Raw genomic sequence first — 22,522 nt, 5'->3', positions numbered from 1 at the left:
AGGGGCCCCGGCATCCGCCGGGGCCCCCGCCCGGTCGGTCAGCCCCTCGTGCTCACCGTCTCCGTGTCGCGCCCCGACCGCAGGACCCGTCCCGGTATCGCGCCGGTGATCTCGTCGTCGCGGATGGTCTCGGTGCCGCCCACCCGGACGCTCACGATCCCGGTCGCCCGCGAGTCCAGGCGGGGGCTGTCGCCGGGGAGGTCGTGGACCAGTCGGGCCCGGCCCGCGTCGATCCGGTCGGGGTCGAAGAGGACCAGGTCGGCGTGGTAGCCCTCGGTGATCCGGCCGCGTTCGCGGAGCCCCAGCAGCCGGGCCGGGTCGTCCGTCAGCATCCGCACCGCCCGTTCCAGGCCGACCAGTTTCCGGCCGCGCAGACAGTCGCCGATGAAGCGGGTGGTGTACGGGGCGCCGCACATGCGGTCCAGGTGGGCGCCCGCGTCCGAGCCGCCGAGCAGGACGTCCTGGTGCTCCCAGGTCTGCCGGCGCAGTTCCCAGCTGGCCGGATCGTTGTCGGTCGGCATGGGCCACAGCACCGTACGCATCCCGTCGGCGGCGCAGATTTCCACCAGGCAGTGGAATGCCTCCTGACCGCGCTCGGCGGCGATGTCGCGGACGACCCGGCCGGTCAGCCCGGCGTTGGCCGCGCTGTAGGTGTCGCCGATGACGTAGCGCTCGAAGGTGGTGAGCCGCCGGAAGACCCCGGCCTCGGGGCTGTTCGCGCGGCGCAGCAGCTCCGCCCGTACGGCCGGGTCACGGAGCTTGGCGATCCGTTCCGGTATCGGCAGTCCCAGGATGTCGCCCCAGCCCGGGATGAGGTTCAGCGCGCAGAAGGTGCCGAGCGACATGTTCATGGGGGTGAGGATCGGCATGGTGAGCGCGACGATCCTGCCGCCCTCCTTACGGGCCCGTTCACTGGCCTGGAGCTGGCGCGGTATCCGCTCGGGGACGGCCGCGTCGATGGTCAGCACGTTCCAGTTGAGCGGGCGGCCGGCGGCCGCGCTCATCTCCACCAGCAGGTCGATCTCCTCGTCGGAGAACTGGTCGAGGCAGCCGGCCACGATCGCCTCGATCTGCGTCCCCTCGTGCTCGCCGACGGTCCGGGAGAGCGCCAGCAGTTCCTCGGGCCGCGCGTGCCGGGAGGCGACCGGCTGTCCGTCCCCGTCGGAGTGGGTCGAGGACTGGGTGGTGGACAGCCCCCACGCCCCCGCGTCCATCGCCTCGTGCAGCAGCCGCTCCATCTCCGCCAGCTGCGCGGGGGTGGGCTGCCCGCCGATCGCGTCCTCGCCCATGGCGTGGCGGCGCAGCGCGCAGTGCCCCACCATGAAGCCCGCGTTGACGGCGATCCGGCCCTCCAGCGCGTCCAGGTACTCGCCGAAGCCGTGCCAGGTCCAGGACGCGCCCCGCTCCAGCGCCACCAGCGACATGCCCTCGACGCGGCTCATCATCCGCCGGGTGTAGTCGGCGTCGGCGGGGCGGTCGGGGTGGAGCGGGGCGAGGGTGAAACCGCAGTTGCCGCCGGCGATGGTGGTCACGCCGTGGTTCATGGAGGGCGTGGCGTACGGGTCCCAGAACAGCTGGGCGTCGTAGTGGGTGTGCGGGTCGACGAACCCGGGCGCGAGGACGAGCCCGGTGGCGTCCTCGGCGGACCGGGCCGGTTCGGTGACGGTCCCGGGCTCGGCGATGGCCACGATCCGGCCGTCCCGGATGCCGACGTCGGCGACGTACGAGGGCGCGCCGGTGCCGTCCGCCACGGTGGCGCCCTTGATCAGGTGGTCGAGCACGGGTTCAGGTCCCTTCTGGTGTCAGCCCGCCGTGACGTCTGTCGTGTCAGCCCGCCGTGGCGTCGCGGAAACGGCTCGTACGGTGCACCGGGTCGGTGTCGATCTTCGGGATGACGTGCTCGCCGATGAGCTTGATCGTGTTCATCGTGTCCTCGTAGCCGATCCCGATCGGCAGCCCGAACGACAGCTGGTCGGCCCCGGCCTGTTCCCACCGCTTGCACTGGCGGAAGACCTCGTCCGGGTCGCCGCAGATCATCAGCTCCTCGGCGATGAGCAGTTCGATGATCTCCTCGGTGTACTCCGGCAGCAGCTCGGGCCACTCCGGGATGCCCTCCGGGCGGGGGAAGGTGTCGTGGTAGCGGAAGAGCAGCGACTGGAGGTAGTTCAGCCCGCCGCCGACCGCGATCTCGACGGCCTTGGCGTGGGTCTCGGCGCAGATCGCGGTGGAGGTGACCATCACGTTGTCGTTGACGAAGCCGCCGACCGGCTCGGCCTCCTCGATGGCGCTCTTGTAGGAGTCCAGGACCCACTCCATGTCGGAGACCTTCTGGATGGAGAAGCCGAGCACACCGAGCCCCTTCCGGCCGGCCATGGCGTACGAGGGCGGCGACCCGGCCGCGTACCACATCGCCGGGTGGGCGGCCCCGTACGGCTTGGGCAGCACCTTGCGCGGCGGCAGCGACCAGTGCTTGCCCGTGAAGCCCTGGTACTCGTCCTGGAGCCACATCTTGGGGAACTCGGCGATCGTCTCCTCCCAGATCTCCTTGGTGGCGTTCATGTCGGTCACGCCCGGGAGGAAACCGAGGATCTCGTGGCTGCCCGCGCCCCGGCCCGAGCCGAACTCGATCCGGCCGCCCGAGAGGTGGTCCAGCATCGCGACCTTCTCGGCGACCTTGACGGGGTGGTTGACCTGCGGCAGCGGGTTGAAGATGCCGGAGCCGAGGTGGATGCGCTCGGTGGCGTGGGCGAGGTAGCCGAGGAAGACATCGTTCGCGGAGAGGTGGGAGTACTCGTCCAGGAAGTGGTGCTCGGAGGCCCATGCGTACTTGAAGCCGGACCGGTCGGCCTGGATGACGTACTCGGTCTCCTCGACAAGCGCGTGGTGCTCGGCCTCGGGGTCGGTTCGGCGTCGGCTTTCGGGGACGTAGCCCTGCACGAAGAGTCCGAATTCCATGGAGGTTCACCGCCTCAGACGACGTCTATCTGACGCCTCGTCAGATTTTGATTGACTCTGGCACCGCGGACATGGACCGTCAAGGGCCGCCGGGGGAGCCGGGGGACCGTCGCAGTTCTCGGGGTCGGCCGGGTGACCGACTCGTGGTCGGCTAGAAGACCGAGACGCCGGTCAGCCAGCCGCCGTCGACGACGAACGGCTGGCCCGTCACGTACGACGAGTCCTCCGAGGACAGGAAGAGCGCCAGCCGCGCCACCTCCTCCGGGCGGCCGATCCGGCCCAGCGGCACCAGCTTGCGGTAGAGCTCGTCGACCGCCGCCGACGCCTCCGCGCTGTCGGCGGCGGGGTCGAGCTGGGCCGGGTTGGTCATGGGGGTGTCGATCGCCCCCGGGCACATCGCGTTGACCCGGATGCCCTTGTCCGCGAGCTCCATCGCGGCCACCCGCGTCATCCCCACCACCGCCGCCTTCGTCGCGGCGTAGGAGGTGAGGAAGGCCATGCCGGACAGGGCGACGTACGAGGCGGTGTTCACGATCGTCCCGCCGCCCGCCGCCGCCAGCTCCGGCGCCACCGTCCGCATCCCGAGGAACGTCCCGACCTGGTTGACCTGGACCACCTCCAGGTACTCCGCCAGCGGGGTGCTGGTCAGCTCGTTGAAGCGGAGGATGCCGGCGTTGTTGACCAGGCCGTCCACCGCACCGAAGGCGTCCTTGGCGGCCGCGACGGCGGCGGCCCAGTCGTCCTCCCGGCCCACGTCCAGGTGCACGAAGCGGGCACGCTCCCCCAGCTCCTCGGCCAGCGCCTCGCCCGGCCCGTCCAGTACGTCGCCGAGGACCACCCGGGCGCCCTCCGCCGCGAACAGCCGCGCTTCCTGTTCCCCCTGCCCGCGCGCCGCCCCGGTGATGAGGACGACCCGCCCGTCCAGCTTGCCCATCGCGTTCTCCCTCATCATCGAGCCAGTCGTCGAGCCAGGTCATCGAGCTAGTCATCGAGGTGCGGGGCGACATCGGTGGCGAAGGCCGCCATCTGGTCGGTGAGCTCGGCGTGGTCCCGGCAGCGGAACCGCACCTGGATCTGGTCCACCCCCATCGCGGCGTACGCGCGCAGGCTGTCGGCCAGCCGCTCCGGCGCGCCGGTCAGGGTCCGGCGCCCCACGTCCCAGCCGGGCTCCCCCACGTACAGCGGTTCGGTGATCGCGCCGATCTCGGCGGGCTCGTCGATCCCGGCCGCTTCCCGCAGCGCGCGCAGCCGGGCGATCTGGCCGGGCAGCCGGTCCCGGGGGTCGCCCTGCGGCAGCCAGCCGTCACCCCGGACGGCCGCCCTGCGCACCGCCGCGGGCGAGGAGCCGCCGACCCACAGCGGGGGCCGCGGCGTCTGGACGGGGCGCGGGGCCTGCCCCAGACCGCTGAACGCGAACCGCTCCCCGCGGAAGCCGGGGAACTCCTCCGGCCCCAGCGCCGCCTTCAGCGCGTCGACCGTCTCGTCCAGCAGCGCCCCGCGCCGGGCGAAGTCCACCCCGAGCGCCTCGAACTCCTCCCGCACATGCCCGGCCCCGACCCCGAGGATCAGCCGGCCGCCGGAGAGGTGGTCCAGCGTCGCGTACTGCTTGGCGGCCAGCAGCGGATGCCGTAGCGCGGCGACCGCCACATGGCTGAGCAGCCGCACCCGCTCGGTGGCCGCGGCGAGCCAGCCCAGGGTGGCCACCGGGTCGTACCAGACGGTGCCCATCGCGGCGGCCAGCCGCCGCGGGATCGCGACGTGGTCGCAGACGGCGAGGTACGCGAAGCCGAGCCGGTCGGCGGCGCGGGCGACCGCGAGGAGCTCGGCCGGACCGGCCTCGGCCTCCCACGCCTCGGCGTAGAGGGTGGACTGCGACTGGACGGGCAGCTGCATGCCGTAGCTCAACCGGCCCCGGGGCAGGACGCGCATGCCGGGCCTCCTCGTCGGTGAACCGCCATCGTCGTGACGGATGTCGGCCATCGTCGTATCTGACGGCCCATCAGACAAGGGCCTGCGCCGGGGTCTCGTCCCGGCCGCGAAACACCCCGTCGGCGTGACCGCGTCCGGGGCACTCGCGTCCGGCGCGCCGGGCGCTCCCCCGTAACGCCCGGCACACGCGGACACCCGGACGCCCGGACACCCGGACACCCGGCCCTCCGTACCGCCGCGCCCACGTCAGCCAACCCCCGGCGCCCCCGCCCAGAGCCCCTCCGCCGTGAGCCCCAGCAGCTCGATCGCGTTGCCGCGGACGATCCGCTCCACGACATCCGGCGCCAGATGCCCCATCTGCGCCTCGCCGACCTCCCGGGACGCGGGCCAGGTGGAGTCGGAGTGCGGATAGTCCGTCTCGTACAGCACGTTGCCGACCCCGATCGCGTCGAGATTGCGCAGCCCGAACGCGTCGTCGAAGAAGCATCCGTAGACATGCTCCGCGAACAGCTCGGACGGCGGTCGCAGCACCTTGTCCGCCACTCCGCCCCAGCCCCGGTTCTCCTCCCACACCACGTCGGCGCGCTCGAGGATGTAGGGAATCCAGCCGATCTGGCCCTCCGCGTACATCACCTTCAGATGGGGGAAGCGCTCGAACTTGCCGCTCATCAGCCAGTCCACCATCGAGAAGCAGCAGTTGGCGAAGGTGATCGTGGAGCCGACCGCCGGGGGTGCGTCGGCGGAGGTCGAGGGCATCCGGGAGGAGGAGCCGATGTGCATCGCGACGACCGTGCCGGTCTCGTCGCACGCGGCGAGGAAGGGGTCCCAGTCGTCGGTGTGGATCGACGGCAGCCCCAGGTTCGGCGGGATCTCCGAGAAGCAGACGGCACGCACCCCGCGCGCCGCGTTCCGCCGCACCTCGGCGGCGGCCAGTTCGGCGTCCCACAGCGGGACGATGATCAGCGGGATCAGCCTGCCCCGGGCCTCGGGGCCGCACCACTCCTCCACCATCCAGTCGTTGTACGCCCGGACCCCGAGCAGCCCCAGCTCGCGGTCGGCGGCCTCGGTGAAGGTCTGCCCGCAGAAGCGGGGGAAGGTGGGGAAGCAGAGCGCCGACTGGACGTGGTTGACGTCCATGTCCGCGAGCCGGTCCGGCACCGAGAAGGAGCCGGGCCGCATCTGCTCGTAGGTGATGGCCTCCAGCCGCACCTCGTCCCGGTCGTATCCGACGGCGGTGTCCAGCCGGGTCAGCGGCCGGTGCAGCTCCTCGTACACCCACCAGTCCGCGAGGGGCCCGTCGTCCCCGGGAGCGCCCATCTTCGGGGCGAACCGGCCGCCGACGAACGTCATCTCCTTCAGCGGCGCCCGGACGATACGCGGTCCGGTGTCGCGGTACTTCGACGGGAGACGGTCCCGCCAGACGTGAGGGGGCTCAACCGTGTGGTCGTCCACCGAGATGATCTTCGGGAAGCTCTCCATGACTGCACGGTAGCGCCGATCTGACGGTTCGTCAGCTCACGGCGGCGAGGGACGCGTCGCCAGACACATCGCACTCTTTACTGACGTACGGGCCACTGGCACGGCAAACTGGCCGTACAGCGAGTGAGCACGTGCGGGGGGCACCATGGTCGGCGACAAGCGGCTGGGGCGGCAGGAAGGTTCCACCGGGTCCGTACCGAACCGGTCCCGGCATGGCGAGGAGGCGGACGTATCCCTTGGCGGGGGTCCCGGCCTCGGACTCGGCCGGACGCGGATCGAACTGGAGTTGGAGCGCGGGCGCCCCTCCGATGTCGTCTCGGAGCTGTCCGCGGCCGCGGCGTCGCGTTCCGCACATGGCCGGACCACCGTCGTACGCCCCGCGCAGCTGCCCGCGGCCGTGGCCGACTTCACCGGCCGGTCCGTCTTCGTCAATGAGCTGAGCGATCGGCTCGCCGCCGTTCTCGATCGTGACCGCGCCCCCGTCCTGGCCATATCGGGCACCGGAGGCATCGGGAAGACCGCTCTCGCCATCCACGTCTCGCACACGGCCCGCAGCCGCTTCCCCGATGGCCAGCTCTATGTCGACCTCCAGGGCGCGGGCGCCTCCCCCGCCGATCCGGAAGCCGTGCTGGGCGCGTTCCTGCGCGCCCTCGGGACTCCGGACTCGGTCATTCCCGACGGCACCGTGGAGCGCGCCACGCTCTACCGCTCGCTCCTGGCCCGGCGCCGGGTGCTGGTCCTGCTCGACAACGCCCGCGACGCCGCCCAGGTGCGGCAGCTCCTGCCCGGTTCCCCCTCGTGTGCCGCCCTGGTCACCAGCCGCACCCGGATGGCGGACCTGCCGGAGTCCCATCTCGTCGACCTCGCCGTGATGACCCCGTCCGAAGCGTTCGCCCTCTTCGCCCACATCGTCGGCGAGGAGCGGGCCGGCGTCGAGCACGACGCGGTGATGGACGTGGTCACCTCCTGCGGCTTCCTGCCGCTGGCCATTCGCATCGCCGGCTCACGCCTCGCCGCCCGCCGCACCTGGACCGTGTCCGCACTCGCCGAAAAGCTCGCCGACGAGCGGCGGAGACTGGACGAGCTACGGGCCGGAGACCTGGCCGTGAAGGCCACCTTCGAGCTCGGCTACGGACAACTGGAGCCACAGCAGGCACGCGGCTTCCGGCTGCTCGGACTGGCCGCCGGGCCGGACATCTCCGCGGAGGCCGCCGCCGCGGTGCTCGACCTGGACATCGGGCAGACCGAGAGACTTCTCGGATCGCTCGTGGACATCTCCCTCATGGAATCCGCCACACCGGGCCGGTACCGCTTCCATGACCTGGTGCGCCTCTACGCCTGGGAGTGCGCGCACAGCGACGAGCATCCGGAGGCGGAGCGGGGCGCGGCGTTGTCCAGGCTGTTGGACTTCTACCTGGCCACCGGGGCCCGGGTGTACGCCATGGAGCGACCGGGTGACCGGACGGTGGAACACCTGGCGCCCACCGACCACCCGGGGCTGTCCTTCCCCTCCTCGGCAGCCGCGCTGGACTGGCTTTTCGCGGAGGCCGACTGCCTGATCGCATGCGCCCGCCAGTGCGTCGGCGAAACCACCCGCCGCCGTGCCGCGGACCTTCTGATGGCCACAGTGGATCTCGCCGAGTCCGGCGCCAAGTCGCGCCAGTACGAGGCGGCGGCCAGGGCGATAAGCGAGGCGGCCCGGCAATCCGGCGATGTGCGCGCGGAAGGCCATGCGAGGCTGACGCTGGGCCACCTTTATCAGCTCACGGGACGACTCGACCAGGCCGATGCCGAACTACGGCGGTCCCTGGAGCTGGGGACACACATCCGCGATCCCATGCTCGCCTGCCGCGTCCCCAACCAGCGCAGCCTCATCGCCCTCCAGCAGGGCCGGAACGACGAGGCGGAGATACACCTCGGCCAGGCGCTCCAAGCCTTCCGCGCCGATGACAACGAGGCCGGTGAGGCGAGCGCGCTGTCCAACCTCGCGCGCCTCCACCTCGACACGGGCCGCGTACGAAGCGGTGTGGAACTCGCCGAACAGGCGGTGTCCATCTACCGCAGGCTCGGCACCTCGCTCCGGCTCGCCAATGGCATGTACGTCCTGGGCATCGCGCTGACGCGCACCGGAAGTCTGGACGAGGCGCAGGATCTCCTCACCCAGGCGCTCGGCATTTTCCGCGAGAATCGTCAATCCCTCTGGGAGGGCATGACCCATTTCCGGCTGGCCGAAACTCTACTCGCCGCGCACCGTCCGGATCAGGCGGCCGAACACGCCGAGCGAGCCATCGCCCTGGGCGGGCTCGGCGGCGAGCGGCGGCGCGGCTCCTTCCTCACCATTCTGGGCAAAGCGCTGATCGCCCTAGGCCAGACGGATCGGGCCCGGGAATGCCTGCGCGAGGCGCTCGCCATTTGCCGCCATGCGCAGGCACCGGAGTGCCGGGAAGTACAGGAACTGCTGTCGGCGTGCGCTGCGGACTCATGCCCCACCCCGGAGCGGACTATCGGCCATCAGACGCCCTTCGCGGAAATGGACCCATGGCCGAATGCTCTGCCCCGACCTGACGGTTCGTCGCCTACGTGATGTCGGACAACTCTGAAGGGCTTGTGGAGAGACTCGTCCCCTACTGACGTAGGGGCCCCTGACAGGGCAAACTGGCCCGTGCGACTGAGATGCACAGGCAGGGGGAGACCATGGCCGGCGAGAAGGAGCAGGTGCAAGGCCAGCATTTGCGCTTCACCGTGCTCGGACCGGTCCGCGCCTGGCGAGGCGAGGAGCAGCTCAATACCGGCTCACCGCAGCAGAAGGCCCTGCTCGCGGCACTGCTGCTGCGCGGTGGACGCACCGCGACCGCCCCGGAGCTGGTCGACGGCCTGTGGGGCGACGACCCGCCCGACGCCGCCATCGCCGCGCTGCGCACCTACGCCTCACGGCTCCGCAAAGCCTTCGGAGTCGACTCCGATGTGCTGGTCAGCGAGTCCGGGGGCTACGCGATCCGCTCCGGGGTCGGGTCACTGGACATCGACGTGGCCGAACAGCTGGCCGCCGAGGCGGAGAAGGCCCAGCACTCGGGCGACCGCGCACGGGCACGTGAGTTGATCAACCAGGCGCTGGACCTGTGGCAGGGCGAGCCCCTCGCCGGCGTACCGGGGCAGTACGCGGAAACCCAGCGCGCCCGGCTCGCGGAGCGCCATCTGGTGCTCATCGAGAACCGGCTCGACCTGGACCTGAGCGTCGGCCTCCACACCGAAGCGGTCTCCGAGCTGACCGCGCTGACCGCCCTGCACCCGCTGCGGGAACGGCTGCGGGAGCTGCTGATGCTGGCTCTGTACCGCAGTGGCCGGCAGGCCGAGGCCCTGGCGGTGTACAACGACACCCGTCGGCTCCTGGCCGACGAGCTCGGCGTGGACCCCTGCGCGGCACTGTCCGAACTGCACCAGCGCATACTGCGGGCCGACGCCGGCCTGGCTCTTCCGGTGGAGTTCCGCGCCGACGCCGGCCCCACCTTCGTACGCCCCGCCCAACTCCCCGCCACCGTCTCGGACTTCACCGGGCGCACCGCGTTCGTCCATGAGCTGAGCGACCAGCTCGCCACGGCCGAGGGGCGTGTCATGGCCGTGTCAGCCGTCGCCGGGATCGGCGGCGTGGGGAAGACGACGCTCGCGGTCCACGTGGCACACGCCGCCCGCCATCACTTCCCGGACGGGCAACTGTACGTGGACCTCCAGGGAGCGGGCCCGGTCCCGGCCGAACCGGAGGCGGTCCTGGGCGCCTTCCTGCGCGCCTTGGGCATCCCGGACTCGTCGATCCCCGACGGCGTCGACGAGCGCGCCGCCCTCTACCGCTCGACCCTGGACGGCCGTCGCGTACTGGCGCTTCTCGACAACGCCCGCGACGCGGCCCAGGTACGGCCGCTGCTCCCTGGCACGGAGGGCTGCGCCGCGCTGGTCACCAGCCGTACCCGCATGGTCGACCTGGAGAGCGCCCAGTTGGTCGACCTCGATGTGATGAGCCCCGACGAGGCACTCGTTCTCTTCACCCGCATAGTCGGCGCGGAAAGGGTCGACGCCGAACGGGAGGCGGCCATGGACGTGGTGGCCGCCTGCGGCTTCCTGCCGCTGGCCATCCGCATCGCCGCCTCGCGCCTCGCCGCCCGCCGCACCTGGACCGTGGCCGCCTTGGCGCACAGGCTCGGCAACGAGCGCCGCCGGCTGGACGAGCTGCGCGCCGGCGACCTGGCGGTCAAGGCCACCTTCGAGCTGGGATACGGACAACTCGAGCCCCAGCAGGCTCGGGCCTTCCGGCTGCTGGGCCTCGCCGACGGCCCGGACATCTCCCTGGCGGCGGCGGCCGTCCTGCTCGATATGGAAACCTTCGCGGCCGAGGAGTTGCTGGAGTCCCTCGTGGACACGTCTCTGCTGGAGTCCGCCGCCCCCGGCCGTTACCGCTATCACGACCTCGTGCGGCTCTACGCACGTGACTGCGCGGAGCGCGACCAGCGGAGCGCCGAGCGTGACGCCGCCCTGGCCCGGCTGCTGGACTTCTACCTCGCCACCACCGCGCAGGTGTACGCGGTGGAGCGGCCGGGTGACCGGCTGGTCGACCACTTGGCGCCCACCGATCACCCCGGGCTCACCTTCCCGAACCAGAACGCCGCCCTGGACTGGCTGTTCAGCGAGGCCGACTGCCTGCTGGCCTGCGCCCGGCAATCCGCCCGCGGCGCCACGATGGGCAAGGCCGCGGACCTGATCGGGGCCGCGACCGACCTCGCCGAGTCCGGCGCCAACGCGCGCCGCTACGAGGCGGTCGCCGCGGCCATCAGCCAGGCCGCGCACGAGGCCGGCGACCTCCTCGCCGAGGGGCGCGCCAGAACCTTCCTGGCCCATGCCTACAGCCTGGCGGGGAGGTACGACGACGCCGAGGCGCAGGCCCAGAGCGCCATGGCACTGGGCCTGGCCACCAAGGACCCGGTGCCCACCAGCCGCGTCCCGAACCAACGCGGCATCATCTTCACGCTGCACCGGAAGCTTCCCGAGGAAGCGGAGGCGTGCTTCCTCCAGGCGATCGACGCCTTCCGCGAGGACGGCAACCGCCCGGGGGAGGCGAGTGCGCTGTGCAGCCTCTCCCGCGTCCATCTCGAGATGCACCGCATGCAGAGCGCGGTCGAGCTGGCCCAGCAGGCACTCGGCATCTTCCAGAGCCTCGGCCACATCCTGCGGCTGGCCAACGGAAAGTACACCCTCGGCATCGCCCTGACCGGCACCGGCAAAGCGGTTGAGGCGCTCGAGCAACTGACGGAGGCGTTGGCCCTCTTCCGCCAGAGCCGCCAGCCCCTGTGGGAGGGGATGGCACACCAGCGCCTGGCAGAGGCTCATCTCACGATGCACAGCCCGGCTCAGGCCGCCGCGCACGCGGAGCAGGCGCTCGCCCTCCGGGGCCATGGGGGAGAGTGGCGGCGCGCCATCGTCCTCACGGTCCTCGGGAAGGCGCTGACGGAGCTCGGGCAGAGCGAACGGGCCGAGGCATGCTGGCGCGAGGCGCTGGCCATTCACGAACGGCTGGGAGCGACCGAGGCAACCGAGGTCCAGAGCCTGCTGATGCCCGCGGCCACCGCATAACACAGGCCCCGTCGGCCCGTTCATCAATCGTTTATCGCCCCCCGGCATGCTGTTACTCGGTCGATCCGTCCCCGCGGGGGGCAGGCGGGTCGGTTGTCAGGTCCCATCACTAGGGTGAACGGCCCTGAGACGTCCGTCCGGCGATCCACGGGGGAGTCGCCGGGCGGGCGTCGCACTCTGCCAACCACAGCTTGAGGAAGTTGATCGTGATGAGTGACGACAAGAAGCCGGAGTCCGACGCCTATAGGCCCATGGACGAGCAGATGCCGTCCCCGTCCAGGGCCGCCATCACCATGGACGAGCAGATGCCCGCACCGTCCCCGAGCATCACCACGCTCGACGAGCAGATGCCCGCACCGTCCCCGAACCTCACCACGCTGGACGAGCAGATGCCGGCGCCACCCGCGGCGCTCACGGCTGACGCCGCGAAGAAGAAGCAGCAGCCGAGCACCGACTCCAGCACGGTCCGCACGATGGACGAGCAGATGCCCACCCCGCCCAGGCTCACCTCCGCCGACGACACCGATGCGGCGTCGACCTCGGCGGACTCCGAGTAGCGGGCAGCGAACCAGAATCCAACCAGGTAACACCGCAAGGGGCCGATGTCGGCGGCGGGGAGGGGAAGCCGTCGGCATCGGCCCCAGGTGTTGCGCCAGTTTCTGACTGCTTCGCGCCAAGATTCGACCACTTCGAGCCAGACGGCCGAACGCTTATCCCTCTACTCACATATTTGCAATACAAAATGGATAAATTCCCCCTGCTTGAGGAGCTGCAATGACTCGCACGCAGAAGGCGTTCGCCACGTTGGCGATCGCAGCGGCCGCCGCGTTCGGTGCCGTGACTCCGGCCTTGGCGGCCACCCACCATCAGACGGGCCCCTCCGCTGCCGCCGGTCAGGACACAGACACGGCCGTCGTCGCCATCCCCATGGACGAACACCTTCCCGCACCCATTCCTTTTTAGGACGTGATCGTTCATCGCCCGGGGGGACGGGCCGGCAGACCCGGTTCGTCCCCCCGGGCATCGACTTTCCCGGCATTGACCTCCTCGGACGTCGGCGTTGGCTTCCCCGGCGCCGGCGTTGACCTTCGCACTGATGTCAGGGTCTAGAAAGGGCTCATCGAAGCCGCCGGGCCCGCCCCGGCCGTGAGAGGAGCCCCGATGGAGCTGCATGTCGTCCTCCCCGACGAGTCCCCGCGGATGGGTCCACGGGAACTGACCGCACTGGCCCAGGAGGCCGAGGCGCTCGGATACGAGGGAGTGTGGCTCCCCGACCATGTGCTGCCCCCGGGCCCGTACGGCCCGGACCGCTACGGCGGGGTCTACGAGCCGCTCATCGCGCTCGCCTCCATCGCCGCGGTCACCCGGCGGATCACCCTGGGCACCTCCGTCCTGGTGCTGCCCCTGCGCGACCCGCTGATCCTCGCCCGGCAGACGGCGACGCTGGCCAGGATGAGCGGAGGCCGGTTCGTCCTGGGGGCGGGCACGGGGTGGGAACGGTACGAATTCGACGCCGCGGGGGCCGACTTCGCGGAACGGGGCGCCCGGACGACCAGCGCCCTGCGGCTCATCCGGCATCTGCACGAGAGCGGCGGCGGCCCGTACCAGGACGCGTTCCACTCCTTCGACGACCGCGCGGTCTTCCAGCCCGTGCCCGAGCGGCCCGTGCCCTTCCTCATCGGCGGCAACTCCCCCGCCGCGCTGCGCCGGACCGCGGAGATCGGCGACTGGTGGCAGGGGTTCGGCCTCGACCCCGGGGAGTTCGCCGGGCACCTCGCCCGGCTGCGCGAGCTGAGCGGCGGCCGGCGCGTCCACGCCGGAGCCCGGATCGGCTGGGACGACGACGACCGGGACGTGCGGGACGTACGGGCCGAGATCGACGCGTGGGCCGCCGCCGGAGCGGACCACCTCGCGGTGTGGTTCGGCGACGCCGAGGGCTTCGGACGGCGGATGAGGGCCCTGCGGGGGTGAGCGAGGGCCCGCGAAGGTGAGCAAGGGCCCGCGAAGGTGAGCGAGGGCCCTGCGGGGACGGGCGGCCGGCCCGGAGCTACGGCACTGGACGGTCGGCCCGGAGCTACGGCACTGGGCGGCCGGCCCGGAGCTACGGCACTGGGCGGCCGGCCCGGAGCGCGGCCTTGAGGATCTTGCCGCTGGCGTTGCGCGGCAGTGCGGGGAGGAACTCCACCTGCCGCGGCACCTTGTAGTTGGCCATCTCCCGCCGCGACCAGGCGATCAGGTCGTCCGCCGTCAGCGTCGAGTCCGGGCGGCGGACCGCGTACGCCTTGGCGACCTCGCCCAGCCGCGGATCCGGAATGCCGATCACGGCCACGTCGGCCACATCGGGGTGGCGGGCGATGAGCTGCTCGATCTCGGCCGGGTAGGCGTTGAAGCCCCCGACGATGAACATGTCCTTGATGCGGTCGGTGATGCGCAGATTGCCGCGTTCGTCCAGCACCCCGACATCGCCCGTCCGTAGCCAGCCGTCGGGGGTGATGGTGCGGGAGGTGGCGATCGGGTCCTCGAAGTAGCCGGGGGTGATGTGGTAGCCGCGCACCCAGACCTCGCCCGGCCGGCCCGGGGGGAGCTCCCCTCCGGTGGAGTGGACGACCTTGACCTCGGTGTGCGGGATCGCGCGGCCCGCCGTCCCCGCGATGACCTCGGGCGGGTCGCCGCGACGGCACATGGTGACGATGCCGGACGCCTCCGTCAGTCCGTACGCCGTCAGGACGGTGGCGACCCCGAGCTCCGAGCGCAGGCGCTCCACCAGCTCCAGCGGGACGACGGCGGCGCCGGTGACGACCAGCCGCAGGGTGGACAGGTCATGGGCGGCGCGGGACGGGTGGTCGAGGAGGGACTGGTGGAGGGTGGGCGGGCCGGGGAGGACGGTGATGCGCTCGGCGGCGATATTGGCCAGGGCGGTCTCCACCCCGAAGACCGGCTGCGGCACCATCGTCGCCCCCCGGCTCAGACAGGCGATGATGCCCGCCTTGTAGCCGAAGGTGTGGAAGAACGGGTTCACGATGAGGTAGCGGTCGTCCGCCGCCAGGCCCGTGATCTCGCTCCATGTGTCGAAGACGCGCACGGTCTGGGAGTGCGTGGTCACCACGCCCTTGGGCCGACCGGTGGTGCCGGAGGTGAAGGTGATGTCGGAGGGGTCCAGGGGCCGCACCGCCTCCGCCCGGCACCGGACCTCCTCCGGCGGCACGGCCTCGCCCGACGCCAGGAAGTCGCGCCAGGTACGGAAGTCCTCCGGGCCGTCGTCGGCGAGGACGACCACCTCCCGCAGATAGGGCAGCCCCGGCAGGGGGCCGCGGCCCGGCCCCTCCCCCACCGCCCGGCGCAGCGAGGCCACGTACGAGGTGCCCAGGAAGGTGCCGGTGATGAACAGATGCGTGGCCCGGGTGCGGCGCAGCACATACGCGGCCTCCGCGCCCTTGAAACGGGTGTTGACCGGGACCAGCACCCCGCCCGCGGTGACCACGCCGAGCGCCGCCACGATCCAGTCGGTGGTGTTGGGCGCCCAGACCGCGGCGCGGTCGCCCGGTTCGAGACCCGAGGCGACGCACGCGGCCGCCGCGCGTTCGATCCGGGCGCCGAGCTCCGCGTAGGAGATCCGGGCGCGGCCCTCGACGACGGCCTCGGCCGGGCCGTACCGCTCGACCGCCGCCCGGATCAGGGCCGGAATGGTGTTGCGCATCGGACCGCTCCCCTCCCCGGAATCCGGGACGGACGACCCTAGTAGCTGACTGACCGTCAGATTAGCGGTAGCCTTCCCCGCTGTCAGCACCGGTGAACGCGACCACGGAGGCGGCCATGGGGGCGACGAGGGCGACGGCGGGACATGAGGACGCGACGGCGATGGCGGCGCCCTTGAAGGACGCGACCGCGATAGCCGGCATCGGGCAGACCCCCTTCGCCAAACGCCTCCCCGAGTCCGAGAAGACCCTGGCCTGCCGGGCGATCCTCGCCGCACTCGACGACGCCGGTATCGCCCCGTCCGAGGTGGACGCCTTCGCCTCGTACACCATGGAGGACACCGACGAGGTCGAGGTGGCCAAGGCCATCGGCGCGGGCGATGTGACCTTCTTCAGCAAGGTCGGCTACGGGGGCGGCGGCTCCTGTGCGACCGTCGCGCATCTGGCGGCCGCGATCGCCACCGGGCAGGCGAGCGTCGGGGTGGCCTGGCGGTCACGCAAACGCGGCAGCGGTCCGCGCCCCTGGACCAACACCCGGGTCCAGCTGCCCACCCCGGCCCAGTGGACCCGGCCCTACGGGCTGCTGCGCCCGGCCGATGAGATCGGGCTGCTGGCCCGGCGCTATATGCATGAGTACGGCGCGACCCGCGATCACTTCTTCAATGTGGCGCTGGCCTGCCGCAACCGGGCCAATCAGAACCCCGCCGCGATCATGTACGACCGTCCGCTGACCCGCGAGATGTACATGACCGCGCGCTGGATCAGCGAACCGCTCTGCCTCTTCGACAACTGCCTGGAGACCGACGGCGCGCTGGCCTGCGTGGTGGTGTCGGCCGAGCGGGCGCGCGACTGCCGGCACCGGCCCGTGTACGTCCACTCCGCCGCCCAGGGGCTGCCCGCGCAAGCCCACGGGATGGTCAACTACTGGAACGACGACCCGCTCACCGGCCCCTCCTGGACCGCTGCCCGCCGGCTGTGGAAAACCGCCGACTTCGGACCCGCGGACATCGATGTCGCGCAGATCTACGACGCGTTCACCCCACTGATCCCGCTCTCCCTGGAGGGCTACGGCTTCTGCGCCCGCGGCGAGGGCGCCGCCTTCACCGAAGGGGGCGCGCTGGAGATCGGCGGACGGCTGCCGCTCAACACCGGCGGGGGCGGCCTCAGCGAGGCGTACGTCCATGGCTTCAACCTCATCACCGAGGGGGTCAGACAGCTGCGCGGCACCAGCACCGCCCAAGTCCCCGGCGCCACGACCTGCCTGGTCACAGCAGGTGAGGGGGTTCCCACATCGGCCCTGCTGCTGCGGAGCTGAGGAGCTGACGAGCTGCGGGATTGAGGAGTTGAGGAGTTGACCGACGCCATGACACAGACGGATACGACGACGGCCGGAAGCGGCCGGGCCGACGGGCTGCTGGCCCCCGTGCCCGACGAGGACGGGGCGCCCTTCTTCCGCTACGCGGCGCGCGGCGAACTGCGCGTCCAAAGCTGCGCCGGCTGCGGCGAACCGCGCTTTCCGCCCCGGCCCTGCTGCCCCCACTGCCAGTCCTTCGACAGCCTGTGGACAAAGATGAGCGGCCGCGGCCGGATCTGGTCGTACGTTCTGCCCCATCCGCCGCTGTTGCCCGGCTACGCGGCCCAGGCGCCCTACAACGTGATCCTCGTGGAGCTCGCGGACGCCCCGCGCATCCGGCTGGTGGGCAATCTGGTCGCCTCCGCCGACGCGGCGCTGAACTCGGTCCCGCCGGAGCGCCTCCGCATCGGCGCGCCCGTGAAGGCCGCCTTCCACGAGACGGACGACGGTCTCACGGTGGTCCGCTGGCTGCTGGAGCGGCCATGACGGTCCGTGTGCGGGCCGACGAGGGCGGCGTCGCCGTCGTCACCCTCGACCGGCCCGAGCGGCACAACGCCATCGACCTGGAGACGGCCGGCGAACTGACGGCCGTATGGCGGCGGCTGCGCCAGGACGCGTCGGTCCGGGCCGTGGTCCTCACCGGCGCGGGCGGCCGGGCCTTCAGCACCGGTGTCGACCGCTCGGTGGAGGTCCCGCAGCCGCCGTCGCCGTACGCGATGGACGATCCGCTGCGCACCGTCGGACCGAAGGCGAACGACCTGTGGAAGCCGGTGATCGCGGCGGTGGCCGGGATGGCGTGCGGCGGGGCGTTCTATCTGCTGGGCGAGACCGAGTTCATCGTCGCGGACGAGACGGCGACCTTCTTCGACCCGCACACCAGCTACGGGATGGTCAGCGCCTACGAGGCCGTCTACATGGCGCAGCGCATGCCGATGGGCGAAGTCGCGCGGATGGCGCTGATGGGGACGGCGGAGCGGCTCACGGCCCGGCGCGCGTATGAGACGGGCCTGGTCAGCGAGGTGACCCCGGTCGGTGAAGCCCTTACGGCGGCCATCCGCGCCGCCTCGGTCATCGCGTCGTATCCGACGGAGGCGGTGCAGGGCACCGTAAGGGCGCTGTGGGCGGCGAAGGAGACGACGCTGGCTCAGGCGCTCGCGCGAGCGCCGCAGTTGATCGCGCTGGGCAATCTGCCGCCGGGACGCCAGGCCGCGCTTTTCGCGGCCCGCACGCCCGGCTTCCGTACCCGGTGAGGCCGCCGGTCTCGGATCGGCTCGGACCTCAGGTGGAGCTCGGGTACTTGAGCGCCGAGGTGACATCACAGGTGAAGGACGTCTGCTCGGTGAGGTAGCGGTAGGAGGTGGCGCTGAGGGTCTGGCTGCTGCCGGGCGCCACGGTGACGGACTTGTAATCGGAGCCCAGCAGGGCGCCGCCGGCCTGGTTCTCCCACTCGATGGTGATCGAGTAGTGCATGGACTGCGTCTCGGGGTTCCTGATGGTGAGGGTGTACTCGAACGAACTGGTCGACTCGTTGTAGTCGCAGCCGCTGGCGGAGATGTCGATCGTGCCGTCCGAGTTGTAGGTGGGCGGCACGGACGGGGAGTACGACGGGGTGGGGGTGCTGGAGTCGTACGACGGCAGGCCGGTGGGCAGGCCGCTGGGGTCGGACAGCGGGCTGTCGCCGCCGCTCCCCCCGGAGGTGAACCCCCCGAGGCCGCTGCTGTGGCTTCCGCCCTTCTTCTTTCCGCAGCCGGTCAGCGCCATGAGCCCGATCAGGGCGACGGCGACGATACGGACAGAGCGGCGTTGCATGGTATTACCCCCGTTGAAAAGACACATTCGAGCCAACCGCAGGCCAGTTGACATGTGCGCGCCACCATAGCGGCAGGTTCCGCTACCCCAAAGTCACCTTCAGACGCGCCTGACCCGGCTCACCGGTTTCCGGTTTCCGGCTTTCAGAGGACGGAGACGACCTCACACGTCACCACGGTTCCCGAGGGCGACGGATCGTCGAGCGGCACCCGTACGGTCCTCGACCGCCCCGCGGGGACCCGTACATCGGCCCGGCCGGACGTCAGGGTCACACCGTCCCGGTCCTTGAAGTTCATGTCGACGGAGTAGGTCTCGGCCACGCCCGAGCGGTTGCGCACCTTCACGGTCGCCGCCGGGCGGCCGCTCTCGTCCTTCGCGTCCTTGCCCGCACAGCTGACGACGGTCGCCTCGGGCTCGGAGGACGACGCCGAGCCGCCCGAGGAACCGCTGGACGCGCTGTCGCCGTAGTCGTCATCGTCGTAGTCGCGGTAGCGGGACCCACCCGTGCCTACGCCGGTGGTCGAGCTCTCGTCGTCGGAGTCCGAGTAGCCACCTGAGCCGGAACCGGAGCTGGACCCCGAGTGGTGCGAGGAGGAGCTGGAACAGCCGCCTCCACCACCCCCGTGGCCATGCCCGCGCCCCTTGAACCCGGTCAGCGCCACGAGCACCACGGTGAGCACGGCAGCCAGCCGTAGACCACGCCGCATGACAGACCCCGTCCCCCGACGACCGCACGAAGACCGCACGAAAACCGCGCGGAGATACCCATCGACCTCCCGGCTCCCAGGAGGTCGATGAACGCCCGCCACCGTAGCAGGAATTGACAGGGACACGGCTCACGGCCCGGCCGCCTCCGGGCGCCCGTCGGACGGGCTCGGTCAGGCCCGGCCGCCCGACGGACGGGACTGGCCCGTGCCCTTGACCGCGTCCAGCGCGTAGACGCAGCGGTCCTTGCTGCACGCGTACACCACGCCCTTGGCGGCCACCGGCGAGCCGGTGATCTCACCGCCGGTCGCCAGCTTCCAGCGCAGCTGTCCGCCCGCCGCGTCCACCGTGTAGAGGCAGTGGTCGGCCGAGCCGAAGTGGACCCGGCCGTCGGCGACCACCGGCGAACCGATGACCTCGCCACCCGCCGCGAACCGCCACTTGGGCGTGCCGGTGACCGCGTCGAGCGTGTAGAGCGCGCCACCGCTGCCCAGATGGACCGAGCCCTCGGCCACCAGCACCGGTTCGATCGACTGCCGGGCCTCGGTCGCGATCCGCCAGCGGTCGCGGCCGTTCGCCGCGTCCAGCGCGTAGACCGTGCCCAGATAGTCGGCGATGTAGATACCACCGCCGGTCACCGCGGGCCCCGGCGCGTACGCGGGGGCGCACAGGAAGACGGCGGGCGCCTCGAAACGCCACCGCACATCCCCGCGGGCGATGTCGAGCGCGAGCACCCGTGTCCCCGCCGAGACGTAGACCACCCCGTCGGGCGCCGGCAGCAGACGCAGCGGCACACCGCCGCAGGACGCCGCGTCGCCCACCGGGTACGACCAGCGCTCCGCGCCGGTGCGCGCCTCCAGGGCGCGCAGCCGCGCGTCCGCCCACACATAGACCGTCCCGTCGTGGATCACCGGGCCGGACTCGGGCGTCTCGAAGTCGGTCTGGAGGCCCTGCCTCTCCCACAGCAGCTCGCCGTTGGCCGCCTCCCACGCCTGGACGCCACCGCCGCGCGTGCCGGTGACGACCGTGCCGCGATCGACCTTGAGGGAGTAGACCCAGCCGTCGGTCGACAGACGCCAGCGCTCGGCGCCGTCCTCCGCGTCCAGCGCGTACAGCGTGGGGCCGTCGGAGGCGTGGATCCGGCCGTTCGCCACGGCCATCGCCCACGCCACGTCACGCGTCTTGAACTGGCGCCGGCCAGTGGCCACATCCAGCGCGTGCACCTCGAACGAGGTCACGTACAGCAGGTCGCCGGCGACCGCCGGGGTGCCCCAGACGTCGTTCGACATACGGAACCGCCACGGGCGCCAGCGGCCCTGCCCGGCTCCCTGGGCCGGCGGTTCGGACGGCTCGGCCGGCGGGGAGTGCGGCGGCGGGACGGCGGCCGTGCCGTCGCCTCCGCTCAGCCCTCCGCTCGTGACCCCGGCCGGCGGACGCACCCAGCCGGTCGCGGGTCCGGTGCCGTGCTGCGGCTGCGGCTCCCGCGCGTCGGCGGCCCGGAGCCCGGGGCCGATCGGCACCGGCGATCCGGGCAGCCGCACCGCCCCGTCGGCCCCGGCGGGCACCGGGGCGGGCACGGCGGACGGAGGCCCGGCGGACGGAGGCGGGGCGGGTGCGGCCGGGGCGGCGGAGGGACGTCCGGCGGGGGCGGCGTGCCGCCCGGGTCCGATGGCGCCCAGCGCGCCCGGCGGGCTCGCGGCCTCCGGCGTCCGCAGGCCTCCGCGCGGGTCGCCCGTGCCCACGGGCTCCCAGCCGCCCGCTCCGGCGGGCCCACCCGCGCCGTGCCGACCGCCACGCCCGCCTGCGGAGGCGCCCGCGGCGGGGGCGTACGAGGGCGGTGCGGGCGGACGCTCCGGGGGCAGCGGCGCGGACGACCGGCCGCCACCGCTCCCGCCGTGCCCACCGCTTCCGCCGTGCCCGGCGCTTCCGCCGTGCCCGGCCGGACGGCCGCCGTCGGCCGCGGGCCGGGATGAGCGCACCTGGTTGCGACCGCTGCGCTTGCGCTCGATGAGCGCGACGGCGCCACCCGGCAGCCAGGCCGAGGCCGTACCACTGTCGTCGGCGTTGGAGGCGAACAGATGCGGGGCCAGCTGGGACTGCAGATCGGCCGGGGACGGCCGCCGCTCGGGCTCCATCTGCATGCACGACTCGATGAGCGGCCGCAGCTCGTCCGGCAGCCCGGCCAGGTCGGGACCCTCGCGCAGCAGCATGAACACGGTCTCCACCGGGTTGGCGCCGTGGAAGGGCGCGTGTCCGGTGGCCGCGAAGGTCAGCGTCGAGCCGAGCGAGAAGATGTCGCTCGCGCCCGTCACACTGCGCGAGTCGCGCGCCTGCTCGGGCGACATGTAGGCGGGGGTGCCGACCGCGACGTTGGTCATCGTCAGCCGGGTGTTCGAGACACCGGAGGCGATACCGAAGTCGATCACGCGCGGGCCGTCCTCGACGACCAGCACATTGGACGGCTTCAGATCCCGGTGGACCAGGCCCGCGCCGTGGATGGACTGGAGCGCCTCGGCGACCCCGGCCGCCAGCCACCGCACCGCCTGGGCGGGCATCGGTCCGCACTCGTTGACGATTTCCTCGAGGGAGGGAGCCGGCACATAGGCCGTGGCCAACCACGGCACCGCGGCGCGCGGATCGGCGTCCACGACCGCGGCCGTGTAGAACCCGCTGACCGCGCGGGCCGCCTCCACCTCACGGGTGAACCGGACACGGAACAGCTGGTCCTCGGCGAGCTCGGTCCGGACCGTCTTGATCGCGACCCGTCGGCCCGATGCCGAGCGGGCCAGATAGACCAGCCCCATGCCGCCCGCGCCGAGACGGCCGAGCACCTCGAAAGGGCCGATCCGCCTCGGATCGTGCTGCGTCAGCTGCTCCACCACTTGCCTGCCACCTCCCCGTGGGGGCTTGAAAAAATACAGCCCCGTGCAGCGTCTCACCGACAAACCAACCGGCGGCACGCATCCTGCATTCTCTC

The 22,522-nt window shown here is 71.9% G+C and carries 17 protein-coding genes; 8 read left to right on the top strand and 9 right to left on the bottom strand.

Annotation, left to right across the window (positions count from 1 at the left end; all coding sequences use genetic code 11):
• Positions 1-38 precede the first annotated feature (38 nt).
• The 5 genes from N6H00_RS23730 to N6H00_RS23710 form a co-directional block, all read right to left on the bottom strand.
• Positions 39-1,781: an N-acyl-D-amino-acid deacylase family protein gene (locus N6H00_RS23730; RefSeq protein WP_268973849.1), complete on the bottom strand. Its 1,743-nt coding sequence runs from the start codon at positions 1,779-1,781 to the stop codon at positions 39-41.
• Between the two features lie 46 nt (positions 1,782-1,827).
• Positions 1,828-2,955 carry an LLM class flavin-dependent oxidoreductase gene (locus N6H00_RS23725; protein ID WP_268973848.1) on the bottom strand — a complete coding sequence of 376 codons (1,128 nt, stop codon included), beginning with the start codon at positions 2,953-2,955 and terminating at the stop codon, positions 1,828-1,830.
• Between the two features lie 151 nt (positions 2,956-3,106).
• The gene (locus N6H00_RS23720) at positions 3,107-3,889 is read right to left on the bottom strand and encodes an SDR family NAD(P)-dependent oxidoreductase (RefSeq protein ID WP_268973847.1); all 783 of its coding nucleotides are present in this window, start codon (positions 3,887-3,889) and stop codon (positions 3,107-3,109) included.
• Between the two features lie 47 nt (positions 3,890-3,936).
• Positions 3,937-4,884 carry an LLM class F420-dependent oxidoreductase gene (locus N6H00_RS23715; protein ID WP_268973846.1) on the bottom strand — a complete coding sequence of 316 codons (948 nt, stop codon included), beginning with the start codon at positions 4,882-4,884 and terminating at the stop codon, positions 3,937-3,939.
• A 246-nt stretch (positions 4,885-5,130) separates the two neighbouring features.
• Positions 5,131-6,363 carry an amidohydrolase family protein gene (locus N6H00_RS23710; protein WP_268973845.1) on the bottom strand — a complete coding sequence of 411 codons (1,233 nt, stop codon included), beginning with the start codon at positions 6,361-6,363 and terminating at the stop codon, positions 5,131-5,133.
• Positions 6,364-6,508: 145 nt separating this feature from the next.
• Between N6H00_RS23710 and N6H00_RS23705 the strand changes: the two genes are divergently transcribed.
• From N6H00_RS23705 to N6H00_RS23685, 5 genes are all read left to right on the top strand, one after another.
• A complete protein-coding gene (locus N6H00_RS23705) occupies positions 6,509-8,947 on the top strand; it encodes an ATP-binding protein (protein WP_268973844.1) in 2,439 nt (812 codons plus the stop codon).
• 110 nt (positions 8,948-9,057) lie between these two features.
• Positions 9,058-11,982, top strand: a complete 2,925-nt coding sequence (locus N6H00_RS23700; RefSeq protein ID WP_268973843.1) for an AfsR/SARP family transcriptional regulator — start codon at positions 9,058-9,060, stop codon at positions 11,980-11,982.
• A gap of 209 nt (positions 11,983-12,191) precedes the next feature.
• Positions 12,192-12,539 carry a hypothetical protein gene (locus N6H00_RS23695; RefSeq protein WP_268973842.1) on the top strand — a complete coding sequence of 116 codons (348 nt, stop codon included), beginning with the start codon at positions 12,192-12,194 and terminating at the stop codon, positions 12,537-12,539.
• Between the two features lie 217 nt (positions 12,540-12,756).
• The gene (locus N6H00_RS23690; RefSeq protein WP_268973841.1) at positions 12,757-12,945 is read left to right on the top strand and encodes a hypothetical protein; all 189 of its coding nucleotides are present in this window, start codon (positions 12,757-12,759) and stop codon (positions 12,943-12,945) included.
• 198 nt (positions 12,946-13,143) lie between these two features.
• A complete protein-coding gene (locus N6H00_RS23685; RefSeq protein ID WP_268973840.1) occupies positions 13,144-13,953 on the top strand; it encodes a TIGR03619 family F420-dependent LLM class oxidoreductase in 810 nt (269 codons plus the stop codon).
• A 130-nt stretch (positions 13,954-14,083) separates the two neighbouring features.
• Here the strand turns inward: N6H00_RS23685 and N6H00_RS23680 are convergent, their stop codons facing one another.
• A complete protein-coding gene (locus N6H00_RS23680) occupies positions 14,084-15,679 on the bottom strand; it encodes a FadD3 family acyl-CoA ligase (RefSeq protein ID WP_268973838.1) in 1,596 nt (531 codons plus the stop codon).
• A gap of 161 nt (positions 15,680-15,840) precedes the next feature.
• On the opposite strand from N6H00_RS23680, the gene N6H00_RS23675 reads away from it, so the two are divergent.
• The 3 genes from N6H00_RS23675 to N6H00_RS23665 are packed head-to-tail and all read left to right on the top strand — an operon-like array spanning position 15,841 to position 18,281.
• Positions 15,841-16,992, top strand: coding sequence for a lipid-transfer protein (locus tag N6H00_RS23675; protein ID WP_268977085.1), 1,152 nt, complete (start codon positions 15,841-15,843; stop codon positions 16,990-16,992).
• Between the two features lie 48 nt (positions 16,993-17,040).
• Complete coding sequence (locus N6H00_RS23670; RefSeq protein ID WP_268973837.1) at positions 17,041-17,517, top strand: Zn-ribbon domain-containing OB-fold protein; 477 nt, start codon at positions 17,041-17,043, stop codon at positions 17,515-17,517.
• Positions 17,514-18,281, top strand: coding sequence for an enoyl-CoA hydratase/isomerase family protein (locus tag N6H00_RS23665; protein ID WP_268973836.1), 768 nt, complete (start codon positions 17,514-17,516; stop codon positions 18,279-18,281). Before N6H00_RS23670 ends, N6H00_RS23665 begins: the two co-directional genes overlap by 4 nt.
• Positions 18,282-18,309: 28 nt before the next feature.
• Here N6H00_RS23665 and N6H00_RS23660 read toward each other — a convergent pair whose 3' ends face one another.
• The 3 genes from N6H00_RS23660 to N6H00_RS23650 form a co-directional block, all read right to left on the bottom strand.
• Complete coding sequence (locus N6H00_RS23660; protein ID WP_268973835.1) at positions 18,310-18,840, bottom strand: hypothetical protein; 531 nt, start codon at positions 18,838-18,840, stop codon at positions 18,310-18,312.
• A 143-nt stretch (positions 18,841-18,983) separates the two neighbouring features.
• Positions 18,984-19,547, bottom strand: a complete 564-nt coding sequence (locus N6H00_RS23655) for a hypothetical protein (RefSeq protein ID WP_268973834.1) — start codon at positions 19,545-19,547, stop codon at positions 18,984-18,986.
• A 171-nt stretch (positions 19,548-19,718) separates the two neighbouring features.
• Positions 19,719-22,427, bottom strand: a complete 2,709-nt coding sequence (locus tag N6H00_RS23650) for an outer membrane protein assembly factor BamB family protein (protein WP_268973833.1) — start codon at positions 22,425-22,427, stop codon at positions 19,719-19,721.
• Positions 22,428-22,522: the final 95 nt, after the last annotated feature.

The sequence above is a fragment of the Streptomyces sp. S465 genome (assembly GCF_026898115.1).
Lineage (GTDB): Bacteria > Actinomycetota > Actinomycetes > Streptomycetales > Streptomycetaceae > Streptomyces > Streptomyces luomodiensis.
The sequence above is the reverse complement of the archived record's forward strand: the minus strand, read 5'-3'. Positions and strand labels throughout refer to the sequence as shown.